The following is a 19,573-nucleotide window of genomic DNA, read 5'->3' as shown; positions in this document are numbered from 1 at the left end:
GCACGGCAGGCGAAGGGTTCTTCTCGGGTGATGACGAAGGCAGCTGCACCGGCGCCGGGTGCGGAAACCTCCGGTGACACGTACCTTCCGGCTCACGGCAACGGCGGCTATCGGGTCCGGCACTACGAGCTGGATCTCGATTACCGCATCGGCCCCAACCGGTTGGCGGCCACCGCGGTGCTCACCTGCGCGGCGACCCAGGCGCTGTCCCGGCTCACGCTGGACTTCGGCGAGTTCCGGATCTCGCGGGTGCTGGTGGACGGGCGCGCCGCGAAGTACACGCGGCGCGGGCTGAAGCTGCAGGTCAAGCCGGCCCGATCGATTCCGGACGGGGCGCGGTTCCGGGTGGAGGTGCGGTATGCGGGCAATCCGCGTCCGGTGCCGAGCCGCTGGGGCGACCTCGGCTGGGACGAGCTGACCGACGGCGCGATGGTGGCGAGCCAGCCGGTCGGTGCGCCGTCCTGGTTCCCGTGCAACGACCATCCCGCGGACAAGGCGACCTACCGGGTCACCGTGGCCACCTCCTCGCCGTATCTGGTGGCAGTGACCGGGAACCTGGTTTCGCGCTACCAGTCGGCGAGCACGACGCGGTGGGTCTACGAGCGTCCGGAGCCGACCTCGACGTACCTGATGAGCGTGCAGATCGGCCGGTATGAGGACAGCGAGCTGGCCGGCGGCGCCTGGGTGCCGGAGTCCGGCGCGGTGCCGGCGGGCGTCGTCCAGCGGGCCGCGGTGCCGCCCCGGTTGCGGCGGCAGTTCGCGCACGACTTCGCCCGGCAGGGCCGGATGATGGACCAGCTGCAGGAGTGGTTCGGGCCGTACCCCTTCGGCGAGTACGTGGTCGTGGTGACCGACGACGAGCTGGACGATCCGATCGAGGCGCAGGGCATGTCGATCTTCGGCGCCGGTCACGTGGACGGGCGCCGCACGCACGAGCGGCTGGTGGTGCACGAGCTGGCGCACCAGTGGTTCGGCAACAGCCTGACCGTCGCCGACTGGCGGCACATCTGGCTCAACGAGGGCTTCGCGACCTACGCCGAGTGGCTGTGGTCGGAGGAGTCCGGCGGCCGGTCGGCGGAGGCACTGGCCCGGTATTGGCACGCGCGGATGCAGGCCAAGCCGGCCGACATCGCGATCAACGACCCGGGCGTGGCGCGGATGTTCGACGAGCGCGTGTACAAACGCGGCGCGCTCGCCCTGCACGCGCTTCGGGGGGAGATCGGTGATCCGGTGTTCTTCACGCTGGTGAAGGCGTGGGCGGTGGAGCATCGGCACGGCACGGTGACCACTGCGGATTTCCGGGCGATGGCGGAGGTGTACGCGGGCCGTTCACTGCGTGGGTTCTTCGAGAGGTGGCTGGGGAAGACTCCGCTGCCACGGCGGTGACGGGTTCTCAGCGGGCGAGGAGCTGCTCGCGCAGGATGTCGGCGTGGCCGCTGTGGTGGGCCAGCTCCCGCAGAACCTGCAGGTATACCCAGCGAAGCGTGCGTGGTCCGGACCGGTGGCCGGTCACGACGGCATCCAGCGGCAGCCCCTTGGCCGCCTTCCGGGCGGTGGCGCAGGCTTCCCGATGGGCGGCACCTCCGTCGAGCGGTCTCGTTGCTGCGGCAAAGCTGTGAAGGGACCCTTCACGGACTCAGAGTCCGTGAAGGGTCCCTTCACAGCCCTTGGCTTGGGCAGCGTAGTGCGTCAGGCGGGGGCGATGCGGAAGGTGAACTCGAGACGGCGCCAGCCGGAGTCCGGGGTGCTGCCGTCCGGGGCCGGTCCGGTCTGTTCGGCGAAGTCGACGATCAGCCCGTCCTTGACCCCGAAGACGGCGTCCGAGTCGAGGTACTCGCCGCCGTGGACGAACAGCTGGGTGACCAGTGTCCGGTAGCCCGGTTTGGCGATCATGAAGTGCAGGTGCGGTGCGCGGAACGGGTGGCGGCGCGTTTCGGCGAGCATCCGGCCGACCGGTCCGTCGTCGGGGATCGGGTACGCCGAGGGCAGGATGGTCCGGAACCGCAGCCTGCCTTGCGGGTCGGTGCGGAATCGGGCGCGCAGCACCGGACCGTCCACATCGGGCAGCTGCACGTCGTAGAATCCGTCCTCATTGGACTGCCAGACGTCCACTGTGGCTTCCGCGACCGGTGTGCCCGCGGTATCGGTCACTCGGACGTCCGTCCATAGTGGAGTTCCTGGCAGCCCGTCCGCGAGGTTCGCGCCCTGCTCGGTTTCCGGCGGCCCGGCCACGTAGAACGGGCCGAGTACGGCCGAGGGGGTGGTGTCCGGGGTGCGCGAATTGGTGAGCACGTCCACCACGCTCGACACGCCGAGGGTGTCGGAAAGCAGGATGAACTCCTGCCGCGTTTCGGAGCTGATCTGCCCCGCCTTGGTAAGGAAATCGATCGCGTACTGCCACTCCTGCTGGGTCAGGTCGATGCGCTGCGCGTACGAATGCAGCGTGCGGACCAATTCGGACAGCAGTTCCCGCAGTCGCGGATCCGGTGTGGCGGCAAAGCTTTCGACGACCTCGGCCGTCAATCCCCGTAGATCGGGCGGTGTGCCCTCGGCGGGTGCGGGGCGAGTGCCGGACCACGCGGCGTGCAGCAGGTTCTCGATGCCGTCCTGAGTGAGTGGACGAGGGTTCGGATACGGCGCCGCGACGGCCAGTTCGGCTGCCTTGCCGAGATCCGCCTCGGCCAGCCCGAGTTCGGCGAGGGATTGCGGCGCCGGCAGGGTGGCGACCAGGTCGTACACCGCGGTCGGTGCGTCCGGTGCGTCGAGGGCTTCGGCGATGCGACGCATGGCTTCCGGTGCGCCCGGTGCGTTGTACGCCATTGCGTGCGCCAGTACGACGGTGTGGGTTTCCGCGTGAGGGAGGCCGAAACTGCCTCCGAGCGTGTGGCAGAGCTTGTGGTGCAGGCCCATGCCGACCGAACCGAGGCAGGAACCGGCCAGCCAGGCGGCCCGCAGCGCCGCGGTTCGTGCGTCCACATCGGACGGATCGGCCGCGATTCGCGGCAGTGCCGAGGCGAGCAGATGGATCGATTCCAGGGCGAACTGGTCGATCACCGGGTTTGCGTCGGCGGAGTAGAGCGCTTCCACCGCGTGCGCGAGCGCGTTGATCCCGCTGGTCATCGAGAGCCGGACCGGGAGGCCCATGGTGAGTTCGACGTCGTAAACGACCACCTCGGGCAGCACCTTCGGAGACGACCGGGTGGTCTTGCGCCCGCCGACGGTTTCGCCGAGCACCGGCGTCATCTCGGAACCGGCGTAGGTGGTGGGCACGATGATCTGCGGCAGGTCCGTGCGCAGCGCGATTGCTTTCGCCAGCCCGGTTGCCGATCCGCCGCCGATCGCGACCACACAATCCACCCCGGCCGCGGCTCGGACCGCCCGCTCGGTGACCTCGACCGGCGTGTGCATGGCGGCGCCATCGAACCGGACGGCCACCGTCGCACCGAGTGACTCGGCGGCGCGGTCCACCGGACCGGTCAGCGTCGGCCCGCCGAGCAGGAGCACCCGGCTCGCCCCGAGCCGGCGCACTTCGGCGGGCAGGGCGTCCAGCGTGCCCCGGCCGAACACGATCCGGGCCGGGTTGGCGGTGTAGGTGAACATCGTCGGTTCCTTCGGGTTGGTGGCGTTTCGTGGTCGGTGGCCGGGATGGGGCGGCTCGGGGTGGCGTGGGTGACTGGTGCGATGGGGTGGGTGACCGGTGCGGATGGGATGATTGGCGCGGCGGATGCTTGGCCGGTCGCCGGGGTCGTGGGCCGGCCGGCGCGGCGGTTGTTCTCGATTCTGTCCGGAATCACACTCTCTTGCCCGGCATTGCTGTGTCCTGCCGCCTTCTCGACCTGTTCTGGGACGTGCACCTCGACCCTGTCACGGTTCGCAACTGAAGCGATATGACTCCATCATTCGGATTCGTACCGCATATGCCTTGAGTATCCGCATGGCGGGGGGCCGGATTACTGTGCGTACGCGAGGCGGCACGTGCGGCGGCGAACGAGCGGCGCCTGAACGCGTCGTTGGGGGCGCCGAGGCGGCCCAGCTCAGCATCGGCACGTCACAGCGGGTCGAACTCGCCCAGTGGCGCCGTACAGAACGAACCGCCGACGTACTCCGCTTCGGTGGGCGTCGGCTTCGTGGGCAGCTGCTCGGCGAAGGTCTCGGCGTTGTCGTGTGACTGGTAGCCCAGCGCTTCGGCTTCGGCGAGGGAGTAGATGCGGCGGGTGTTGTCCGAAACGCCCCAGACGAGCTGATAGCCGGGCGAAGGCGCGCTCAGGCAGGCTTCGAACAGTCGCGCACCGTCGTCCGGTGAGAGCCAGGTGATCAGTCCGCGGGGGCCCAGCGGTATCGGCGTTTCGAAGCACGAGCCGATCCGCACCACGATGACGTCCATGCCGAAACGTGAGGCATACAAGCTGCCCAGCGCCTCGATGACGGCTTTGCTGACGCCGTAGTAGGTGTCCGGCCGTGGGCTCACATCGGCGGGCAGGCCGGTCTCGCTCGCCTCCTCGGCTCTGCGGAAGCCCACAGCGTGGTTGCTGGACGCGAGGATCACGCGCTTGATCCCGGCTTCGCGGGCGGCTTCGAGCACGGTGCGTGTGCCGTCGATGTTGACGTCGAGCGTTGCTTTCCACGAGTTTTCGCGGCTGTGGCCGCCGAGGTGGATCAGGGCGTCGGCGCCTTCGCAGACGGCGGCCATGACAGCGGGGTCGGTGACGGAGCCGGTCATGATCTCTACGGCCTCGTCGGCGCCGGCCGCGGGCTGCTCGGCGAGGTCGAGCAGCCGCAACACGCGCCCGGGGCGACACAGCCGTGGCCGCATCAGGGTGCCGACGACGCCGGCCGCTCCGGTGATCAGCACACGCTCGTCGGGCATCTAGTTTCCTTCCCGGGCGAGAGGTCAGCGGATCCCGGCGCGGCGCAGCTGCTGCCCGAGTTCGGCGGTGGTATCGGCCAGCAGAGCGCCCACGCGTTCGGCGTCTGCGTCGGTGACCTGGTCGGCCGGCATCGAGCAGCTCATCGCGTCGGTACCGGGGATGCGGTACGGGATCACTGCGGCGACACAGCGCACGCCAGGGGTGCCTTCTTCGAACTCGGCCGCGTACCCGCGATCACGGGTGCGCGCGAGATCGGCATGCAGCTCTTCGCGGCTGGTGATGGTGTGCGGGGTGAGTGGTGACAGCTTGGGCGGCAGCAGGTCTTCGATCTCGTCGTGGGTCAGCTCGGCCAGCAGTGCCTTGCCGAGCGCCGTGGCGTGTGTGGGCAGGGTGCGGCCGACCCGTGAGACCAAGTGGGTGGAGCGCTGTGCTTCGCGCGTTTCCAGGTACACCACCTCGGTGCCGTTGCGGCGCGCGAAATGCGCGGTGAATCCGGTCTTCTCGCGGATGCGTTCGAGCGCTTCGGTGGCGAAGGGCACGATCGCGTCGCGGTCCAGGTACGCAGTGCCGCAGATGAGTGCGCGTACGCCGAGCCGGTACCGCGTGGAGTTCGCATCCGCCTCCAGCCAGCCCGCTTCCAGCAGGGTGCGCAGCAGACCGTGCAGGCTGGATCGCGGGAACCCGGTGCGTGCGTGCAGATCCGAGAGCGAGAGCCAGACGTCGTTCGCGGCGAAGGTTTCGAGCAGGTCGATGGCGCGCCGGGCGGATTTCACCCCCGATGCGCCCACGCCGGTGGCAGCGGGAGCCGGGGTGTCGGGAACGGCGAACTGCGCCATAAGGAGCCTCCGACCGGCGGTTGACCTGTGAGCCCGGCCATATTAGCGTCCGGAACCTCGTTCTTGTACGTGAAGATGTACACGATAGCAGGCACCATTCAAGAGTGTGAAAATTGGAGCATGCACCGATGCCCCGGACCGAGATCGCGCTGGACGGCCTGCTGGCGTTCCCGCTCACGCCGTTCGCCGCCGACCTCGAAGTCGACCTCGGTGGGTTCGCGGAGAACATCGAACGCCATGTCGCCGCGGGTGCCGGTGCGTTGTTCGTCGCGTGCGGTACGGGGGAGTTCAGTTCGCTGTCGGCGGACGAAGTCGTTGCCCTGCTGGCGAAGGCGCGTGAAGTGACTGCGGGCCGGGTTCCGGTGTGGGTCGGGGCCGGTGGCGGCGCTGCTGGAGCGCGCGCGGGCGTCGCAGTGGCGCAGGCTGGCGGTGCCGACGGGGTGTTGCTGCTGCCGCCATACCTGGTCAACGGTCCGCAGGCTGGCATGGTCGAGTACGTGCGTTACGCGGTAGGGGAGACCACAGTGCCGGTGGTGGTCTATCACCGCGGTACGGGGGTGTTCACTGCGCCCACTGCGGCGAAGCTGCTGGACATCCCGTCTGTGGTTGGGATCAAGGACGGCTACGGCGATGTCGACGCGATGACGCGCATCGTCACGACCATCCGCGCGCAGCGTACGCAGCGCGCGGAGGAGTTTTTGTTCCTCAACGGACTGCCTACCGCTGAGATGTCTGCGAAGGCGTACGCGGCCGTAGGCGTCGCGCGATACTCTTCGGCGGTGCACTGCTTCGCTCCGGAGCTCGCGCATCGCTTCCACTGTGCGCTAGGTGAGCGCGATGATGCCGTGATGGATGCGTTGCTCGCCGGGTTCTACTTGCCACTGGTGGCGTTGCGCGACGAATCTCCCGGCTTCGCGGTGTCGCTGGTGAAGGCGGCTGCGCGGCTGCGAGGCGACAAGGTCGGCACTGTACGGCCGCCGCTCGTCGAGCCGACCGTCGAGCAGATCGACAGGCTGGGCAAGATCGTCGAAGGCGGCTTCGCCACGCTCAAGCGTATCGAGGCACGCTGATGAAGATTCGGGACGTCGTACTCACCCCGGTTGCATTCGCGGATCCACCGCTGCTGAACGTGATGGGCGTACACGAGCCGTACGCCTTGCGCAGTGTGGTTCAGCTGGTCTGCGAAGACGGCGTGGTGGGCCTCGGTGAGTCGTACGGCGACGAGGCTTTCCTCGGCGAGGTACGCAAGGTTGTGCCGGGGCTGGCCGGGCACGACGTGTTCGACCTGCCGGGGCTGAAGCGGCTCGTCGCGCGCACGCTGGCCGGCACTGTGGTGACAGATGAACACGGCCTGATCGGTGGGTTCTCGATCCGCAAGACGATCGCCAGTGTGTACTCGCTGTTCGAGGTCGCCTGCCTGGATGCGCAAGGGCAGGCCCTGGGCCGTCCGGTGGTGGACCTGCTCGGCGGCAAGGCCCGAGACGAGGTCGACTTCTCCGCGTACCTGTTCTACAAGTACGGCGCGCATGTCGGCGCCGACGAGGACAGCTGGGGTGAGGTCGTGACGCCGGAGGCACTCGTCAGCGTGGCGAAGCGCATGGTGGACGAGTATGGCTTCCGCTCGATCAAGCTCAAGGGCGGCGTCTTCGAGCCGTCGCAGGAGATCGCGGGCATCCGTGCCCTCGCCGAGGCGTTTCCCGGGTACCCGCTGCGGATCGACCCGAACGGGGCGTGGACTCCGGAGACCGGCGTACGCGCGGCAGGGGAACTCGAAGGCGTACTGGAGTACCTCGAAGACCCCACGCCCGGCATCGAAGGCATGGCCCGGGTAGCGGAGCGAGCAAGTATGCCGTTGGCCACCAATATGTGCGTGGTGAACCTCGGTGACATCGAACCGGCGTTCCGTGCGCGCGCGATCGGTGTGCTGCTGTCGGACCACCACTTCTGGGGCGGTATCCGCGACACCCAGGCGTTGTCGATCACCTGCGAGAGCTTCGGCGTCGGGCTGTCGATGCACTCCAACAGCCACCTCGGCATCAGTCTCGCCGCGATGGTGCACGTGGCCGCAGCGACACCGCACCTGACGTACGCGTGCGACACGCACTGGCCGTGGAAGACGGCAGACGTGATCGCACCCGGCGCGCTGGAGTTCCGTGGCGGCGCTGTGACAGTGCCGGAACGGCCAGGCCTCGGTGTCGAGCTGGACGCCGACGCACTCGCCGTGGCGCACGAGAACTATGTCCGATGTGGACTGACGAAGCGGGACGACGCCACGTACATGCGGAAGTACCGGCCGGCGTTCGAACCGAACACGGCAAGGTGGTGACGCGGTGAAGGTGACCGGCTACGCCTATCCGTGGGACGTGCTCGGTGACCCCGGCTTCGTAGACCGCGTACGCGATCTCGGTGTGGACGAGGTCGCAGTGGCGTTGACCTACCACAGTGCCCGCGCGGCCACACCGTGGTCGCCCGACCGCGCTTCGGTGATTGCGCGGACCGCGGCGATCTACCGTTCGGTGCGCGAAGAGGTGTGGGCAGGCCGTGAGCTGGTTCCGGCCACGCCGGACTGGGTCGGCCAGCCGTACAGCGGCGGCGACGCCGTGCGCCTGCTGAACGCAGCGGGTATGCCGTCTGCGGCATGGCTTGTGCTGACCCACAACTCTCAGCTGGGAGCCGCGTTTCCGGGGTACGCGGTGCGAAACTGCTTCGGCGAGACGTACCCGTGGGCGTTGTGCCCCTCGCAACCCGCAGTCCGCGCGTACGCAGCGACGCTGGTTTCGGAGGCTGTCGCAGGGCTTGAACTGTCCTCGGTGATCCTGGAAGCGTGCGGCCCGTTTGGCGCCGTACACCAGCACCAACACGAGAAGACCGACGGCGTGTGGGCGCTGGCGGTTGCGCGTGTGCTCTCGATTTGCTGCTGTACGGCGTGTGCCGAAGGCTGGATCGGGTGGAACCCGGAAGAAGTACGGGAACAGCTGTCTACCGAGGTACGCAGGCTGGTGGCCACGGCCGAACTCACAGTGACCGAGGACGCGCTTCCTTCGGCGCTGAAGGGAGTACTGCTGAGCGGACGGCAGAACGCCACCGATGTCCTGCGTGGTGCAGTGCTCGCGAAGCTGAAGCCCGGTACGCGGATTGTGTTGCACGGTGCGCTCGATCCGTGGGCCACTGGTGCGTCGCCGGGGCTTACGCCGACTGCTGCCGACGACGACGACGCTGCCGTCGTCGTGTTGCAGAACTGGGCGCCGGGGCAGAGCAGCGTCGACGCTGTGGCTGCAGCGCGGAAGGCGTTGCCTGCGAAGGTGGCTGTGGGCAGCTACGTCACTGCCGTCGCAGCGGGGCCGGTGCCGGACATCGAAGCGTACGTGGGCGAACTCGGCCGCGCGGGCGCCGCTGAACTGCACCTCTACCATCTGGGCTTGGCAGGCCCTGCGCGGTGGCCGGATCTGCATACTGCGGTCGCCGCTGCACACCGAGTGTCGCGAAACTGAACGAGGAGATCATGAGTCTGGAAACCTCCGAAGCGGACCTGGAACGAGTGCTCGGCGCTGCGGCTGCGGCTGCGCGGCCTTTCGCTGCGAGTACGCCCGCGGCACGCGCAGGCTGGCTGACGGCTGTGGCCGACGCGCTCGACGCGGAGGCCGAGAAGCTGATCGCGCTCGCGCACGCCGAGACCCACCTACCGGCCGCTCCGCGGCTTAAGGGTGAGCTGGCCCGCACCACGTTTCAGCTGCGGTTGTTCGGCGAGGTGCTGCGGGACGGCGCCTACCTCGGTGCCACTGTCGACCACGCCGATCCGGCATGGCCGATGGGGCCGCGCCCGGACATCCGCCGCGTGCTCGTGCCGGTTGGGCCGGTGCTGGTGTTCGCGGCGAGCAACTTCCCGTTCGCGTTCAGCGTGGCAGGCGGCGACACCGCGTCCGCGCTCGCCGCCGGGTGCCCGGTGGTGCTGAAGGCGCACCCGGGGCACGAGGAGCTGTCTGCGCGTACCGGGGAGATCGTGGCTGCCGCGCTCGTCGCGGCCGGCGCCCCGGAGGGCACGTTCGCCGTGATCCACGGGGTGGAGCAGGGCGTGACCGCGTTGCGGGACCCGCGGATCGCGGCTGCCTCGTTCACCGGCTCGGTGCCCGGCGGGCGGGCGCTGTTCGACATCGCGATGGCTCGGCCGGCGCCGATCCCGTTCTACGGCGAGCTGGGCAGCGTGAACCCCGTGGTCGTGACGCCGGGCGCGCTGAGCGCGCGGGGCGAGGCAGTGGCGAAGGGGTACGCCGGGTCGTTCAGCCTGGGTGCCGGGCAGTTCTGCACCAAACCGGGCCTGCTGCTCGTCCCCGAAGGGCACGGCCTGGAGGGCACCCTGAGCGAGGCCGTCGGCGGCGTCGCCCGGCAGGACATGCTGAACGAGCGCATCGCCGCCGGTTTCGCGAACAAGCTGGCCGAGCTACGTGCAGCACCGGGCGTCTCGTCGCTGGTGGAGGGCGACCGTCAGGATCTCGGCTGTACACCGAGCCTGCTGACCACCACCGCGAAGGAGTTCCTGGCCGGTGGCGACGCCGTACGTGAGGAGCACTTTGGCCCGGCGTCGCTGGTCGTCACCTACGCCGACCAGGCCGAGCTGATCGAGGTTCTCGACACGCTCGAACCCGGCCTCACCGCGACTGTGCACGGCGAAGAGGACGAAGCCGAGTACGTGCGCGCGCTGTTGCCCTCGCTGACCAGGCTGGCAGGGCGGCTGCTGTGGAACGACTGGCCCACCGGCGTCACGGTGAGCTGGGCACAGCAGCACGGCGGACCGTACCCGGCCACCACGGCACCGACCACCACTTCGGTTGGCACCGCGGCCATCGAGCGCTTCCTGCGCCCGGTCGCCTGGCAGGGCTTCCCGGACGCGTTGCTGCCGGAGGCGCTGCGTGAGGGCAACCCGTGGCAGTTGCCTCGGCGTACGGACGGGGCGCGCTGACCGTTGCGGGTAGTACATCCGGGAGGCCGGGTTCGTCGGGCTGTGGGGCTGCCCTGGTGCTGTGTGGGCGGCTGTGGCGTCGCTCCGGCCGGAGTGGCGTTCGCCGTGTCGGGTTCGGCGTGGGATCGGCCGGGGTGACACCGGGCTTCTCCGCGCGTGTTGCTGCCGGGACTGCTACACGAGGGCAACCCGTGTAGCAGCCCCCGCGGCAGCGGCGGAGCGCGCTGATCGGCCGGGGTAGCTGCAGGAGGCCGGATCCGTCGCTCCGAGGGACTTCTGTGGCGTGCTCGGGTCAGTCCATGGTCGCCCACCTGGTGAGGTCCTCGTGGCGCAGTGCGGCGGCCAGCAGGTCCGGAAACCGGTCGGGCCCGCATTGAGGCCAGCGCCGCGCCGAATACCCCGGAGTGCACCACTAATTCCGCCATCGAGCCGGACTGGTCCACGGCCAGCACCACGTCCCGGCGCACGCTGTTCTCCCGGCGGCCGTAGCCGATCAGCCGCTCCGGCACCACGGTGCGGAGGTCGGGGGAGTAGTGCCGCAGGTTCGCCCGCACGGTCCGGTCCCAGTCGACGTCGCCGCCGCGTGGCCGGCGGGTTCGTGCGGAGCGGTCGAGCGCTCCGTGCACCGCGGACCGGGTGCGTTCGGCGAGCCGCTCTCCGGCTCCAGCAGCATCCCACCACACGCTCGGACGCGCCTGCGCCGGACCACCACTTCGCGGGCACCGCCGGCCCGCGCGCGGCTTTCACCGACGCCGGGCCCGGCGCGAGCCCGCGCACCCGGTCCGCGCTCCAGCGCGCCGCCACCTCGTCCGCTACGTACTGGGTCGTTCGCGTCCCCTCCCGGGGCTGACCGGAGAAGCATCGCATCCGGCACCGACAATTCCGGTGACCGTGCTGGTCGGAAGTGGATCAGCAGGGGATCAAGGCACGGGTCAGGACTCGACCGCGCCCCGCCAGCGCACGCCCGGCAGCAGCCGCTTTTCGTCCACTCGCTGCTTGTTCGCGCCGACCAGGTCGAACATCGACTCGATCAGGGTGTCGGTGAGCAAATGCGGCTGCAGGCCCAGCTCGACCAGCCCGGTGTGCTTGACGTGGTAGTAGTGCTCGGCCTGCTCGACCCGCGGGTTGTCCAGATGCTCGATCTGCACCGGCCCGGGGAAGGTGTTCGCCACGATGTCCGCGATCTGCCCCACCGAGTAGCTCTCCGTCATCTGGTTGAACACCCGGAACTCGCCGCGCTCGGCGGGGTGCTCCACGGCGAGCCGGATGCACTCCACGGTGTCCCGGATGTCGAGCAACCCGCGGGTCTGCCCGCCCTTCCCGTACACCGACAGCGGCTGCCCCAGCACGGCCTGGACGACGAACCGGTTCAGCACCGTGCCGAACACCGCGTCGTAGTCGAACCGGGTCGCCAGCCGCGGGTCGAGCGCGGTCTGCGGGGTTTGCTGGCCGTACACCACCCCCTGGTTCAGATCGGTGGCGCGCAGGTCCCAGATCCGGCAGGCGAACTCGATGTTGTGCGAATCGTGCACCTTCGACAGGTGATAGAACGAGCCCGGCTTCTTCGGATACAGCATCCGGTCGCGGCGGCCGTTGTGCTCGACCTCGAGCCAGCCCTCCTCGATGTCGATGTTCGGCGTGCCGTACTCGCCCATTGTGCCCAGCTTGACCAGGTGGATCGCCGGGTCGATCTCGGCGATCGCGTAAAGCAGGTTGAGGTTGCCCACCACGTTGTTGTGCTGGGTGTGGACGGCATGCTCGCGGTCGATCATCGAATACGGCGCGGAACGCTGTTCGGCGAAATGAACGATCGCGTCGGGCCGGTACTCCCGCACTGTGTCGTAGACGAAGCCGGCGTCCAGCAAATCACCCTCGTAGGCGTCGATCCGCTGGCCGGACACCTCCTGCCAGGCCTCGATCCGGGTCGCCAGGTTTTCGATCGGGACGAGACTCTCGGTGCCCAGCTCGACGTCGTAGCGGCGTCGCGCGAAGTTGTCCAGAACAGCCACGTCGTGCCCGCGGTCGGACAAATGCAATGCCGTGGGCCAGCCTAGATACCCGTCGCCGCCGAGAACCAGCACACGCATGAAAGAGCCCTTCTTTCGTTTCTGCATCGGGCCCGCCGATTTCACGACGTACCTGATGCTTTGACCGACTTCCGAACCTAATGCCCGGGTGCTGATCGGCGCCTGGCAGCAAGCTGTGAATTCTCTGTGTGACCGGGGGTCGTCCGGCATGCCGTACGGCGCGAGGGGGAGACTGGGGGCATGACGACGGTAACCAGCCCGGCCGAGCCACGCACGGCGGAGGATTCGCCGCCGCGGCGCCGGGGCCTGGTGCGGTTCGTCCGCGCGGCGACGAGTTCCGTGGCCTCGACGCTGCTCAGCCAGGTCGCGCTGATCACCGTGCTCGGGGCAGGCGGGGAGCCGTGGCTGGCCAGCGGCGTCGCGTTCGCCGCGGGCGCGGTGCTGAACTACTTCCTCACCCGCCGCTGGGTGTGGGGCCGCCGTGGCCGGCCCGACGTGGCCCACGAGCTGGTGCCTTACGTCGCGGTGATCTCGCTCGGCGGGCTCGCCTCGGTGGGCCTGACCACGCTCACCGGGCACCTGCTCGCGCCGCTCTCGCTGCCGCACTTCTGGTGGGTCGTCGCTCTCGACGCGGCGTACGTGTTCAGCTACGCGGCGGTGTTCGTCGTGAAGTTCACGCTGCTCGATCGCTTCGTTTTCGCCCGCGGCGCAGCACGTACCCCCGCCACCACGTCCCCGTCATGACGCGCGCGTAATTCGCGCCGTACACGAGGCTGCCGCCCTTCTTGCTCTTACCCGCCTTGCGCAGCCGCATACTCATCGGTCGTTCGAGTACCCGTGCCCCGCGCGCGGTGACGCCCAGCAGTAGCTCCGAGGATTGGTACTGCGGTTCGTTCAAGGGGACCGCAGTGGCGAGCTCCGCGTGCATGCCCCGGAATCCGAACGACGTGTCGGTGATCCGGCGCAGCGTCAGCAGCGAAGCGAGCCACGCGAACACACGGACCCCGACCCACCGCATGCGGTTGGCCGCTTCTTCGTGGCCGAGCCTGCGCGAGCCGGTCACGAAGTCGGCAGTGTTGTCGATGAGCGGGCGTACGAGCTCCGCCATCTCGCTGTTGTCGTACTGGCCGTCACCGTCGGTGGTCACGATGTACATCGCGCCGTACGCGGCGGCGAGGTGATAGCCGAGCCGTAGCGCAGCGCCCTGCCCCCGGTTGGTCGGTGCGACGCACACGTACGCGCCATGCTTCTCGGCGATGGTCGCCGTGTCGTCTGTACCCCCGTCGACGACTACGAGAACGTCCACGGGCAGCCCCAGGCAGGTTTCGGGCATGTCGTCGAGGACCTGGCCGATGCCGCCCGCTTCGTTGTACGCAGCGATCACCACGGTCAGTTCGGAAAGCTGTATGCCCGGATGCCGCTCGCGGAAATCGCCGGCGGCGACTTCGTCGGTCGTGTCGGGGTAGGCGGCGAGCCGACGGCGGCTCGCCGAGGTGAGCGTGGTGAAGCCGAGCGCACCAGCCATCGGCAGCAGCACTAGCGCGGGCAACTGGTACCTCCAGGAGAACTCGAAGACCGCGCACGCGAAGAGCAGGAACAGCCCGGCACCCGCGGCGAAGAGCGCTCCGCTGCGCGCGGGGTCGTGGGGCCGTTTCCGGCGCAGCAGCGTGGACAACCCGAGAAGCCCGAAGAAGCCGAGCACTGTCCCGGGTACGAAACCGCCATTGAGCTGGTAGTCGCGTAGAACCACTGCGATCGGCTCGTTGACGCTGGGGCCGATGCCGTCGTACTGCGTCGTGTAACCCGAGATCACCGGTGGGTCGGCCCACTGCGGATAGGTCAGCTGGAACTGCCACCGTTCGACTTCGACGTCATTGACCGCGTTGGTGCGGGTGAAGCGGAAGCTTTTCGCGAAGTCGCCGAGAATCGCCTTCGCGACGTCCCACCACTGCGCCTTGAGCACGATGGCCGCGAACTCGTTTGCGAGCGCCGTCTTGTCCGCACCGGGCGGCAGCGGGCCCGGCCACGCCGGGTCGAGGTCCGCGTGGGTGTAGTCGTCCACGCGGCGTAGGCCGATCTCCTGGGTCGGGCAGAACACCCGTAACACCGGATCCAGCTTCAGGTTCGGACAATCGGCCACCGCCGCCGTACGCCCGTACAGCATGTTCCCGGACGGACCGGTCAGTCCCCACTTCCCGGTCTGCGCCTTGACCTCCGCGGCGTAGGGCACGACCACCACGAGCATCGCCAGCAGCCCGATGCCCGCGTTGCGCCAGCCTCGCCACGTACGCCACGCGCGGCCGGCGGCGAGTACGTACAGCAGGAAGGGCACCGCGAGCGCCACACCGACCAGCCGTACCAGTACGGCGAATCCGACGATCAGCCCGGCGAGCGCGATCCGCCGCCAGTTCGGCTTGCCTTTCGCCAGCAGCAGCCACAGCAGACCGAGCAGCAGTGCTTCGAAGAGCACCTCGGACATGATGTTCTGCTCGATCTGCACCTGGTAGGCGTCGAGCAGCAGGGGAGCGGCGGCGAGCGCGCTCACCCAGCGACGGGCGCCCAGCCGCCGCGCCAGCGCGTACAGCCCCACTGCGACGGCCATTCCGGCCAGATGCTGCACCGCGGCGACGAAGGCCAGCCCGCCGACCGCGAGCAGTGGGCGCAGCAGTAGGTCGTAGCCGATCGGGTTGAGCTGATCGGCGCGCAGCGCGTGCAGATTGTCCAGGTACCGGAACGAGTCGATGTACAGGATGGCCGGTCGGTAGGCGACCCAAGCCAGCACTCGCAGCGTGGCGCCCAGCGCCAGCAGGACGAGCAGGAACGCGTGGCGGCGGAGGAACCGGCTCACCGGCTGGTGGTCTCCTGGTCCGAGAAGTACTTCCAGGTGGTGGCCAGCCCTTCGGCCAGCGAGGTCTCCGGGCGGTAGCCGATGGTCCCCGCGCTCGCCGAGACGTCGACGATCACCGCGGGCATCTCACCGGCCGGCGCCGGCACGTGCTCGATCGGCAACGCGGCGCCGGTCACCTCACGCACGGTCTCGATCATCTCCAGCACCGACACGGACCGTCCGGCGCCCACGATCGCGCGGCCGCTGTGGCCGCCTTCGTAGGCCAGAACGATCGCGCGCACCACGTCGTCGATGTGGACGAGGTCGCGCATCTGCTCGCCGGTCCCGTACACGCGCACGCCTTCGTCGTTGAGCGCGGCGCGCATCATGCGCGGGACGAAGCTGTCCTTGTGAGACATGCCCGGGCCGTACACGTTGGTAAAGCGCAGCGCGCAAGTAGTCATGCCGTACGCGCCGGTGTAGCCGGACAGCAGCATCTCGCATGCCGCCTTCGTTGCGCCGTACGGCGTCAGCGGGCGCGTGGGCAGATCCAGGGTGATGGTCGACGTGCCGACGTCGCCGACGACCGCGTTGGTCGACGCGAGCACGAACCGCGGCACTTCGCGTGCACGGCACAGCTCCAGCAGCTCGTGGGTCACCGCCACGTTTTCGGCGTACGTCTCGCGCGGCAGCTCGACGGACTTGAGCACGGAGGTGAGCGCGGCGAGGTGCACAATCCCGCCTGTGCCCTCGGCGATCGCGGCTTCGCGGATCGCCGCGGCCTGCAGATCGCCGGTTACGACGCGTACGCCTTCGTCGGCGGTCTCGAAATGCACCCGGTCGACGACGGTCACCGGGTAGCCGCGCTCCCGGAACGCGGCGACGGTGGCCCGGCCGATGAAGCCGCTGCCACCGGTGACGACTACCGGTGTCCTTTCCGGACTGTTGGGGTGCACCATGGCGGACAACCTACCGCCGGATCCTGTGCGGCCGGTATGCGAGTCAGCGGGTCCGCGTGTGAGCACCCCCAGTGATCACACGCGGACCCCGGTGTTTAGTTTTCTTAACAGTGCTCGGCAGGAGTGTAGCCGGAACGACACGGGTAGTGTCAAGTTTACGGGACAGTTATGCTGGGTACTGTCGCGGAACAGGGATGGTTGGGGGCGGCATGGCCGGGCAGGACGAGGGGCGCAGCTTCGCGCATCGGCTCGCGCACCTGATCGGCACGGTGCACCCGCCCGACCGCAAGCCTTACTCCTATCGGGAGATCGCCCAGGGCGTCGCGGAGCTGACCGGGGTCACCATGTCGGCCACGCACGTGCAGCAGCTGGCCGTAGGCGCGCGCCGCGATCCGAAGCGCTCGCACATCCAGGCGCTGGCCCGGTTCTTCGGCGTGCCGGTCACGTATTTCTTCGACGACGAGGTCGCAGCGCGCGTCGACGGCCAGGTCGCCGACGTCGTCGCCTGGCGCGACACCGAGGCCCGTGATCTGGCACAGCGCGCGATGCGGCTCTCGGCGCGGGATCGCGAGACGGTCACCGCGCTGATGGATCAGCTCAACAGCTATGCCTCCGGGCGCGAACGGACCCGCCGAGGACGTAAACCGGAGTGATCAGGACCGCTATGCTGACGGTCGCCGGTGTGCCCGGAACTCCGTGGTGCCCTCGGCTGGTCCTGCCGCCGATCACCTCGGGAGGGGTCATCGATCCGAGCCTGCGTACGCGTGCCCGCCGGGCAGTGGGGGCGTTGCTGGCCGCTGTGCCGCCGCCGCGGCCGTGGTCGATGAACGCCTGGATCGACCGGCTGGAACGCCACCGTGACCGTGACATCGACCTGCTGGCCGTGGACTACGTGCCGGGACAGCCGTCCGGTGCCTGGCAGCGGCACGAGGACTACGACCTGGTCGCGTACGCGGCGGGTACGTCGAGCCTGCACCAGGACCACATCATCGCGCACGAGATCGCGCATCTGCTCTGCGAGCACCGTGGGGACTGCGTGCTGTCCGAGGCCGACGCGGCGCGCGTCGCCCCGGATCTGAGCGCGCACCTGTTGTCGCACCTGCTCACTCGCGTCACGACGGATTCCGACGAGTACGAGGCGGAGCTGATGGCTGTCCTGTTGATGAGCGCCGCGACCTCCGACGACGCACCGCTGCGTCCGGGTGCGTCCGGACGGGCGGCCGAACGCGCGCGGCGCTTTGCGTCGGTGCTCGGATGATCGACGCGCTCTTCTTCGGGGTAGGGCTGCTCGCGGTCGCCATCGGGATCTGGCGCGCGATGCGCGCGCGGCGGACCGGCGCCGGATCCGGTCTGGCGATCTCGCTCATCGCGCTGGGCCTGGCGTTCTGCTTTCTGGCGAACAGCGCGCAGGAGATCGAGAGCCGGCTGTACCCGAGTCTCGGGCGGCTGTTGTCCAATCTCGCGACCATGGTCGCCGCGTACGGCATTTCGGTCACTGTCGCGGAGATCGGCGGTGTGGCGCATCGACGGCGGCGTACGCGGTTGATCGTCCTGCTGGTCGCGCTGGTGGTCCTTGCGGGGTCGTTCTTCGCAACCCGTGGGTTGCCGACCGGTGTGGGCCTGTTCGACGAGCTGTACCGCTCGAACCCGACGCTGATCGCGTATGTCGTGGTCTACACCTTGTACCTGGGCTACGCGGTGGCGGAAATCGCCGTGGTGTCGGTCGGTGCGGTGCGTACGGGGACCGGTGCGTTCCGGGTCGGGCTCGGGTTGGTGTTCGTCGGCTGTCTGGTCGCTTTCGTTTATCTGACCGGGAAGATCGTCGATCTGATTCGCGACGTGGCGGCCGAGCACCCGGTGGCGGCCGTCTGCCGGGGCGCGTTTTCGAGTCTGGACTGCGCGCTTGCGGTGGGGTTCCCGGCGATTGCCGTGCTGCTGCTTGTGATCGGGTTGACGGTGCCCGCGTTCCCGGCCGCGGTCCGGGCGCTGCGGGACTCACGGGCGCGTACGGAGCTGCGCCCGTTGCGTACGCACCTCGCCGAGCGGTACCCGGACGTCGTGCGTCTGGACGACGTACGCGGGAGTGGGCGGGAACGACTGTTGACCATGATGAGTGAAATCAGCGACGGGCTTCTTCTCGCGGGCGTGGGACCGCAGTTGACTCCGGCCGCCGCTGCGCAGGCACTGAGGGACGGCGAAGGCCCCACAGCCGGCGAAGCCGACGAAGCCCCCGCGGAGACCGCCTTCGCCGCCGACGTGACGCGGCTGCGGGCTATTGCGCGAGAGTTCCGAGCGGAGCCGACAGCCGGAGCTGCCAGCCCTGCTCGGTGAGCACCACGAGATGCAGCGTCTCGGCACGGTCGGTCACAGGGAGTGCCGCAGCCGCACGTTCGGCGACGGTCGCGCGCTGCTCGTCGGTACCGCCCATCGCGATCGTCAGGTGCACGGGCGGCCGAGGACCGAACCGCCCGCCGTAGGGCGGCACTTTTGGCCAGCGCGCGCACACCGCGTCGGCCAGCGGCTGCAATGCGGGCGCCGCAGCCGCGACGAACCCTGGCGCGGTCACCACCTCCGCCAGCCGGACCTCGACCGGCTCCTGCGCACGGGCGAGGGCGAGCACCGCCTCGTCGACCGCGTCGGTCAGCTGCGCGGCGGGCAGAAACGGATACAACGCCGTGACATGCGGCGGCAATCCGGCGCGGACGAGCCCCGGCTCGACCTCCGCGGCCAGCGCGAGCACCTTCGCGGCGGCAGGCAGTTCGACGACCAGGGCGCTGGTTCCGGGAGCAGGCACCCCACGATCTTGCCGGACGGTGGGGATCGGGGGTGTGCGGGGGCGCTTCGGCCGGGGGTGGGGTGGGCAGGGCGGTTCTGGGACGGTGCGGTTCCTGGACGGTTTCGGGCGCCGGAGTGGGCTGCGCGCCGGGGTGGGATGCTCCGGAGCCGGAGCCGGAGCCGGACCACGGCCGCGAGACCACGGCCGCGAGACCACGGCCGCGAGACCACGGCCGCGAGACCACGGCCGCGAGACCACGGCCGCGAGACCACGGCCGCGAGACCACGGCCGCGAGACCACGGCCGCGAGACCACGGCCGCGAG

General features: G+C 69.3%; 16 protein-coding genes and 2 pseudogenes. 9 read left to right on the top strand and 9 right to left on the bottom strand.

Going from position 1 to position 19,573, the window contains the following annotated elements; all coding sequences use genetic code 11:
* The first annotated feature begins 27 nt into the window (after nucleotides 1-27).
* Nucleotides 28-1,386, top strand: a complete 1,359-nt coding sequence (locus D5S19_RS25385) for a M1 family metallopeptidase (RefSeq protein WP_120025908.1) — start codon at nucleotides 28-30, stop codon at nucleotides 1,384-1,386.
* 7 nt (nucleotides 1,387-1,393) lie between these two features.
* On the opposite strand, the pseudogene D5S19_RS25380 reads toward D5S19_RS25385, so the two are convergent.
* The 4 genes and pseudogenes from D5S19_RS25380 to D5S19_RS25365 all read right to left on the bottom strand — a co-directional run.
* Nucleotides 1,394-1,579: pseudogene (locus D5S19_RS25380) on the bottom strand (mycothiol transferase); the annotation flags it as partial.
* Between the two features lie 110 nt (nucleotides 1,580-1,689).
* The gene (locus D5S19_RS25375; RefSeq protein WP_120025907.1) at nucleotides 1,690-3,600 is read right to left on the bottom strand and encodes a maleylacetate reductase and hydroxyquinol 1,2-dioxygenase domain-containing protein; all 1,911 of its coding nucleotides are present in this window, start codon (nucleotides 3,598-3,600) and stop codon (nucleotides 1,690-1,692) included.
* A gap of 448 nt (nucleotides 3,601-4,048) precedes the next feature.
* Nucleotides 4,049-4,867 carry an NAD-dependent epimerase/dehydratase family protein gene (locus D5S19_RS25370; RefSeq protein WP_120025906.1) on the bottom strand — a complete coding sequence of 273 codons (819 nt, stop codon included), beginning with the start codon at nucleotides 4,865-4,867 and terminating at the stop codon, nucleotides 4,049-4,051.
* A gap of 24 nt (nucleotides 4,868-4,891) precedes the next feature.
* On the bottom strand, nucleotides 4,892-5,704 hold the full coding sequence (locus tag D5S19_RS25365; protein WP_120025905.1) for an IclR family transcriptional regulator: 813 nt from the start codon (nucleotides 5,702-5,704) through the stop codon (nucleotides 4,892-4,894).
* Between the two features lie 128 nt (nucleotides 5,705-5,832).
* Here D5S19_RS25365 and D5S19_RS25360 point away from each other — a divergent pair, with 128 nt between their 5' ends.
* From D5S19_RS25360 to D5S19_RS25345, 4 genes are read left to right on the top strand one after another with little or no spacing between them, the layout of a single operon-like run.
* A complete protein-coding gene (locus D5S19_RS25360; protein WP_120025904.1) occupies nucleotides 5,833-6,774 on the top strand; it encodes a 5-dehydro-4-deoxyglucarate dehydratase in 942 nt (313 codons plus the stop codon).
* Nucleotides 6,774-8,030 (top strand): glucarate dehydratase family protein, encoded by a 1,257-nt coding sequence (locus tag D5S19_RS25355; protein ID WP_120025903.1) that lies wholly within the window; start codon nucleotides 6,774-6,776, stop codon nucleotides 8,028-8,030. Before D5S19_RS25360 ends, D5S19_RS25355 begins: the two co-directional genes overlap by 1 nt.
* Before the next feature lie 4 nt (nucleotides 8,031-8,034).
* Entirely contained in the window at nucleotides 8,035-9,195 is a 1,161-nt protein-coding gene (locus D5S19_RS25350; RefSeq protein ID WP_120025902.1) for a hypothetical protein, read from the top strand.
* Between the two features lie 11 nt (nucleotides 9,196-9,206).
* Nucleotides 9,207-10,661 (top strand): aldehyde dehydrogenase (NADP(+)), encoded by a 1,455-nt coding sequence (locus D5S19_RS25345; RefSeq protein ID WP_120025901.1) that lies wholly within the window; start codon nucleotides 9,207-9,209, stop codon nucleotides 10,659-10,661.
* Between the two features lie 353 nt (nucleotides 10,662-11,014).
* On the opposite strand, the pseudogene D5S19_RS25340 reads toward D5S19_RS25345, so the two are convergent.
* Both D5S19_RS25340 and D5S19_RS25335 read right to left on the bottom strand, forming a co-directional pair.
* Nucleotides 11,015-11,317 (bottom strand): annotated as a pseudogene (locus tag D5S19_RS25340) (VWA domain-containing protein); the annotation flags it as partial.
* A 276-nt stretch (nucleotides 11,318-11,593) separates the two neighbouring features.
* A complete protein-coding gene (locus D5S19_RS25335) occupies nucleotides 11,594-12,748 on the bottom strand; it encodes an NAD-dependent epimerase/dehydratase family protein (protein ID WP_120025916.1) in 1,155 nt (384 codons plus the stop codon).
* 180 nt (nucleotides 12,749-12,928) lie between these two features.
* On the opposite strand from D5S19_RS25335, the gene D5S19_RS25330 reads away from it, so the two are divergent.
* A complete protein-coding gene (locus tag D5S19_RS25330; protein ID WP_120025900.1) occupies nucleotides 12,929-13,432 on the top strand; it encodes a GtrA family protein in 504 nt (167 codons plus the stop codon).
* Here the strand turns inward: D5S19_RS25330 and D5S19_RS25325 are convergent.
* Both D5S19_RS25325 and D5S19_RS25320 read right to left on the bottom strand, forming a co-directional pair.
* Nucleotides 13,362-15,536 carry a glycosyltransferase family 2 protein gene (locus D5S19_RS25325; protein ID WP_120025899.1) on the bottom strand — a complete coding sequence of 725 codons (2,175 nt, stop codon included), beginning with the start codon at nucleotides 15,534-15,536 and terminating at the stop codon, nucleotides 13,362-13,364. The genes D5S19_RS25330 and D5S19_RS25325 overlap by 71 nt on opposite strands.
* Entirely contained in the window at nucleotides 15,533-16,474 is a 942-nt protein-coding gene (locus D5S19_RS25320) for an NAD-dependent epimerase/dehydratase family protein (RefSeq protein WP_120025898.1), read from the bottom strand. The genes D5S19_RS25325 and D5S19_RS25320 overlap by 4 nt, the downstream gene beginning before the upstream one ends.
* A 194-nt stretch (nucleotides 16,475-16,668) precedes the next feature.
* On the opposite strand from D5S19_RS25320, the gene D5S19_RS25315 reads away from it, so the two are divergent.
* From D5S19_RS25315 to D5S19_RS25305, 3 genes are read left to right on the top strand one after another with little or no spacing between them, the layout of a single operon-like run.
* Complete coding sequence (locus D5S19_RS25315; protein WP_233574151.1) at nucleotides 16,669-17,127, top strand: helix-turn-helix domain-containing protein; 459 nt, start codon at nucleotides 16,669-16,671, stop codon at nucleotides 17,125-17,127.
* Complete coding sequence (locus D5S19_RS25310; RefSeq protein ID WP_233574150.1) at nucleotides 17,124-17,732, top strand: hypothetical protein; 609 nt, start codon at nucleotides 17,124-17,126, stop codon at nucleotides 17,730-17,732. The genes D5S19_RS25315 and D5S19_RS25310 overlap by 4 nt, the downstream gene beginning before the upstream one ends.
* A complete protein-coding gene (locus D5S19_RS25305; RefSeq protein WP_120025896.1) occupies nucleotides 17,729-18,805 on the top strand; it encodes a hypothetical protein in 1,077 nt (358 codons plus the stop codon). Before D5S19_RS25310 ends, D5S19_RS25305 begins: the two co-directional genes overlap by 4 nt.
* Here the strand turns inward: D5S19_RS25305 and D5S19_RS25300 are convergent.
* Nucleotides 18,747-19,268, bottom strand: a complete 522-nt coding sequence (locus D5S19_RS25300) for a 2'-5' RNA ligase family protein (protein WP_233574149.1) — start codon at nucleotides 19,266-19,268, stop codon at nucleotides 18,747-18,749. The genes D5S19_RS25305 and D5S19_RS25300 overlap by 59 nt on opposite strands.
* Nucleotides 19,269-19,573: the final 305 nt, after the last annotated feature.

This window comes from Amycolatopsis panacis, from assembly GCF_003600245.1.
Lineage (GTDB): Bacteria > Actinomycetota > Actinomycetes > Mycobacteriales > Pseudonocardiaceae > Amycolatopsis > Amycolatopsis sulphurea.
The sequence above is the reverse complement of the archived record's forward strand: the minus strand, read 5'-3'. Positions and strand labels throughout refer to the sequence as shown.

What these genes read in the sequence shown, in the direction of transcription:
- D5S19_RS25305 (WP_120025896.1), top strand. Translation starts at nt 17,729, where the DNA reads ATGATCGACGCGCTCTTCTTCGGGGTAGGGCTGCTCGCGGTCGCCATC.
- D5S19_RS25345 (WP_120025901.1), top strand. Translation starts at nt 9,207, where the DNA reads ATGAGTCTGGAAACCTCCGAAGCGGACCTGGAACGAGTGCTCGGCGCT.
- D5S19_RS25360 (WP_120025904.1), top strand. Translation starts at nt 5,833, where the DNA reads ATGCCCCGGACCGAGATCGCGCTGGACGGCCTGCTGGCGTTCCCGCTC.
- D5S19_RS25335 (WP_120025916.1), bottom strand. Translation starts at nt 12,748, where the DNA reads ATGCGTGTGCTGGTTCTCGGCGGCGACGGGTATCTAGGCTGGCCCACG.
- D5S19_RS25365 (WP_120025905.1), bottom strand. Translation starts at nt 5,704, where the DNA reads ATGGCGCAGTTCGCCGTTCCCGACACCCCGGCTCCCGCTGCCACCGGC.
- D5S19_RS25355 (WP_120025903.1), top strand. Translation starts at nt 6,774, where the DNA reads ATGAAGATTCGGGACGTCGTACTCACCCCGGTTGCATTCGCGGATCCA.
- D5S19_RS25370 (WP_120025906.1), bottom strand. Translation starts at nt 4,867, where the DNA reads ATGCCCGACGAGCGTGTGCTGATCACCGGAGCGGCCGGCGTCGTCGGC.
- D5S19_RS25315 (WP_233574151.1), top strand. Translation starts at nt 16,669, where the DNA reads ATGGTTGGGGGCGGCATGGCCGGGCAGGACGAGGGGCGCAGCTTCGCG.
- D5S19_RS25330 (WP_120025900.1), top strand. Translation starts at nt 12,929, where the DNA reads ATGACGACGGTAACCAGCCCGGCCGAGCCACGCACGGCGGAGGATTCG.
- D5S19_RS25375 (WP_120025907.1), bottom strand. Translation starts at nt 3,600, where the DNA reads ATGTTCACCTACACCGCCAACCCGGCCCGGATCGTGTTCGGCCGGGGC.
- D5S19_RS25320 (WP_120025898.1), bottom strand. Translation starts at nt 16,474, where the DNA reads ATGGTGCACCCCAACAGTCCGGAAAGGACACCGGTAGTCGTCACCGGT.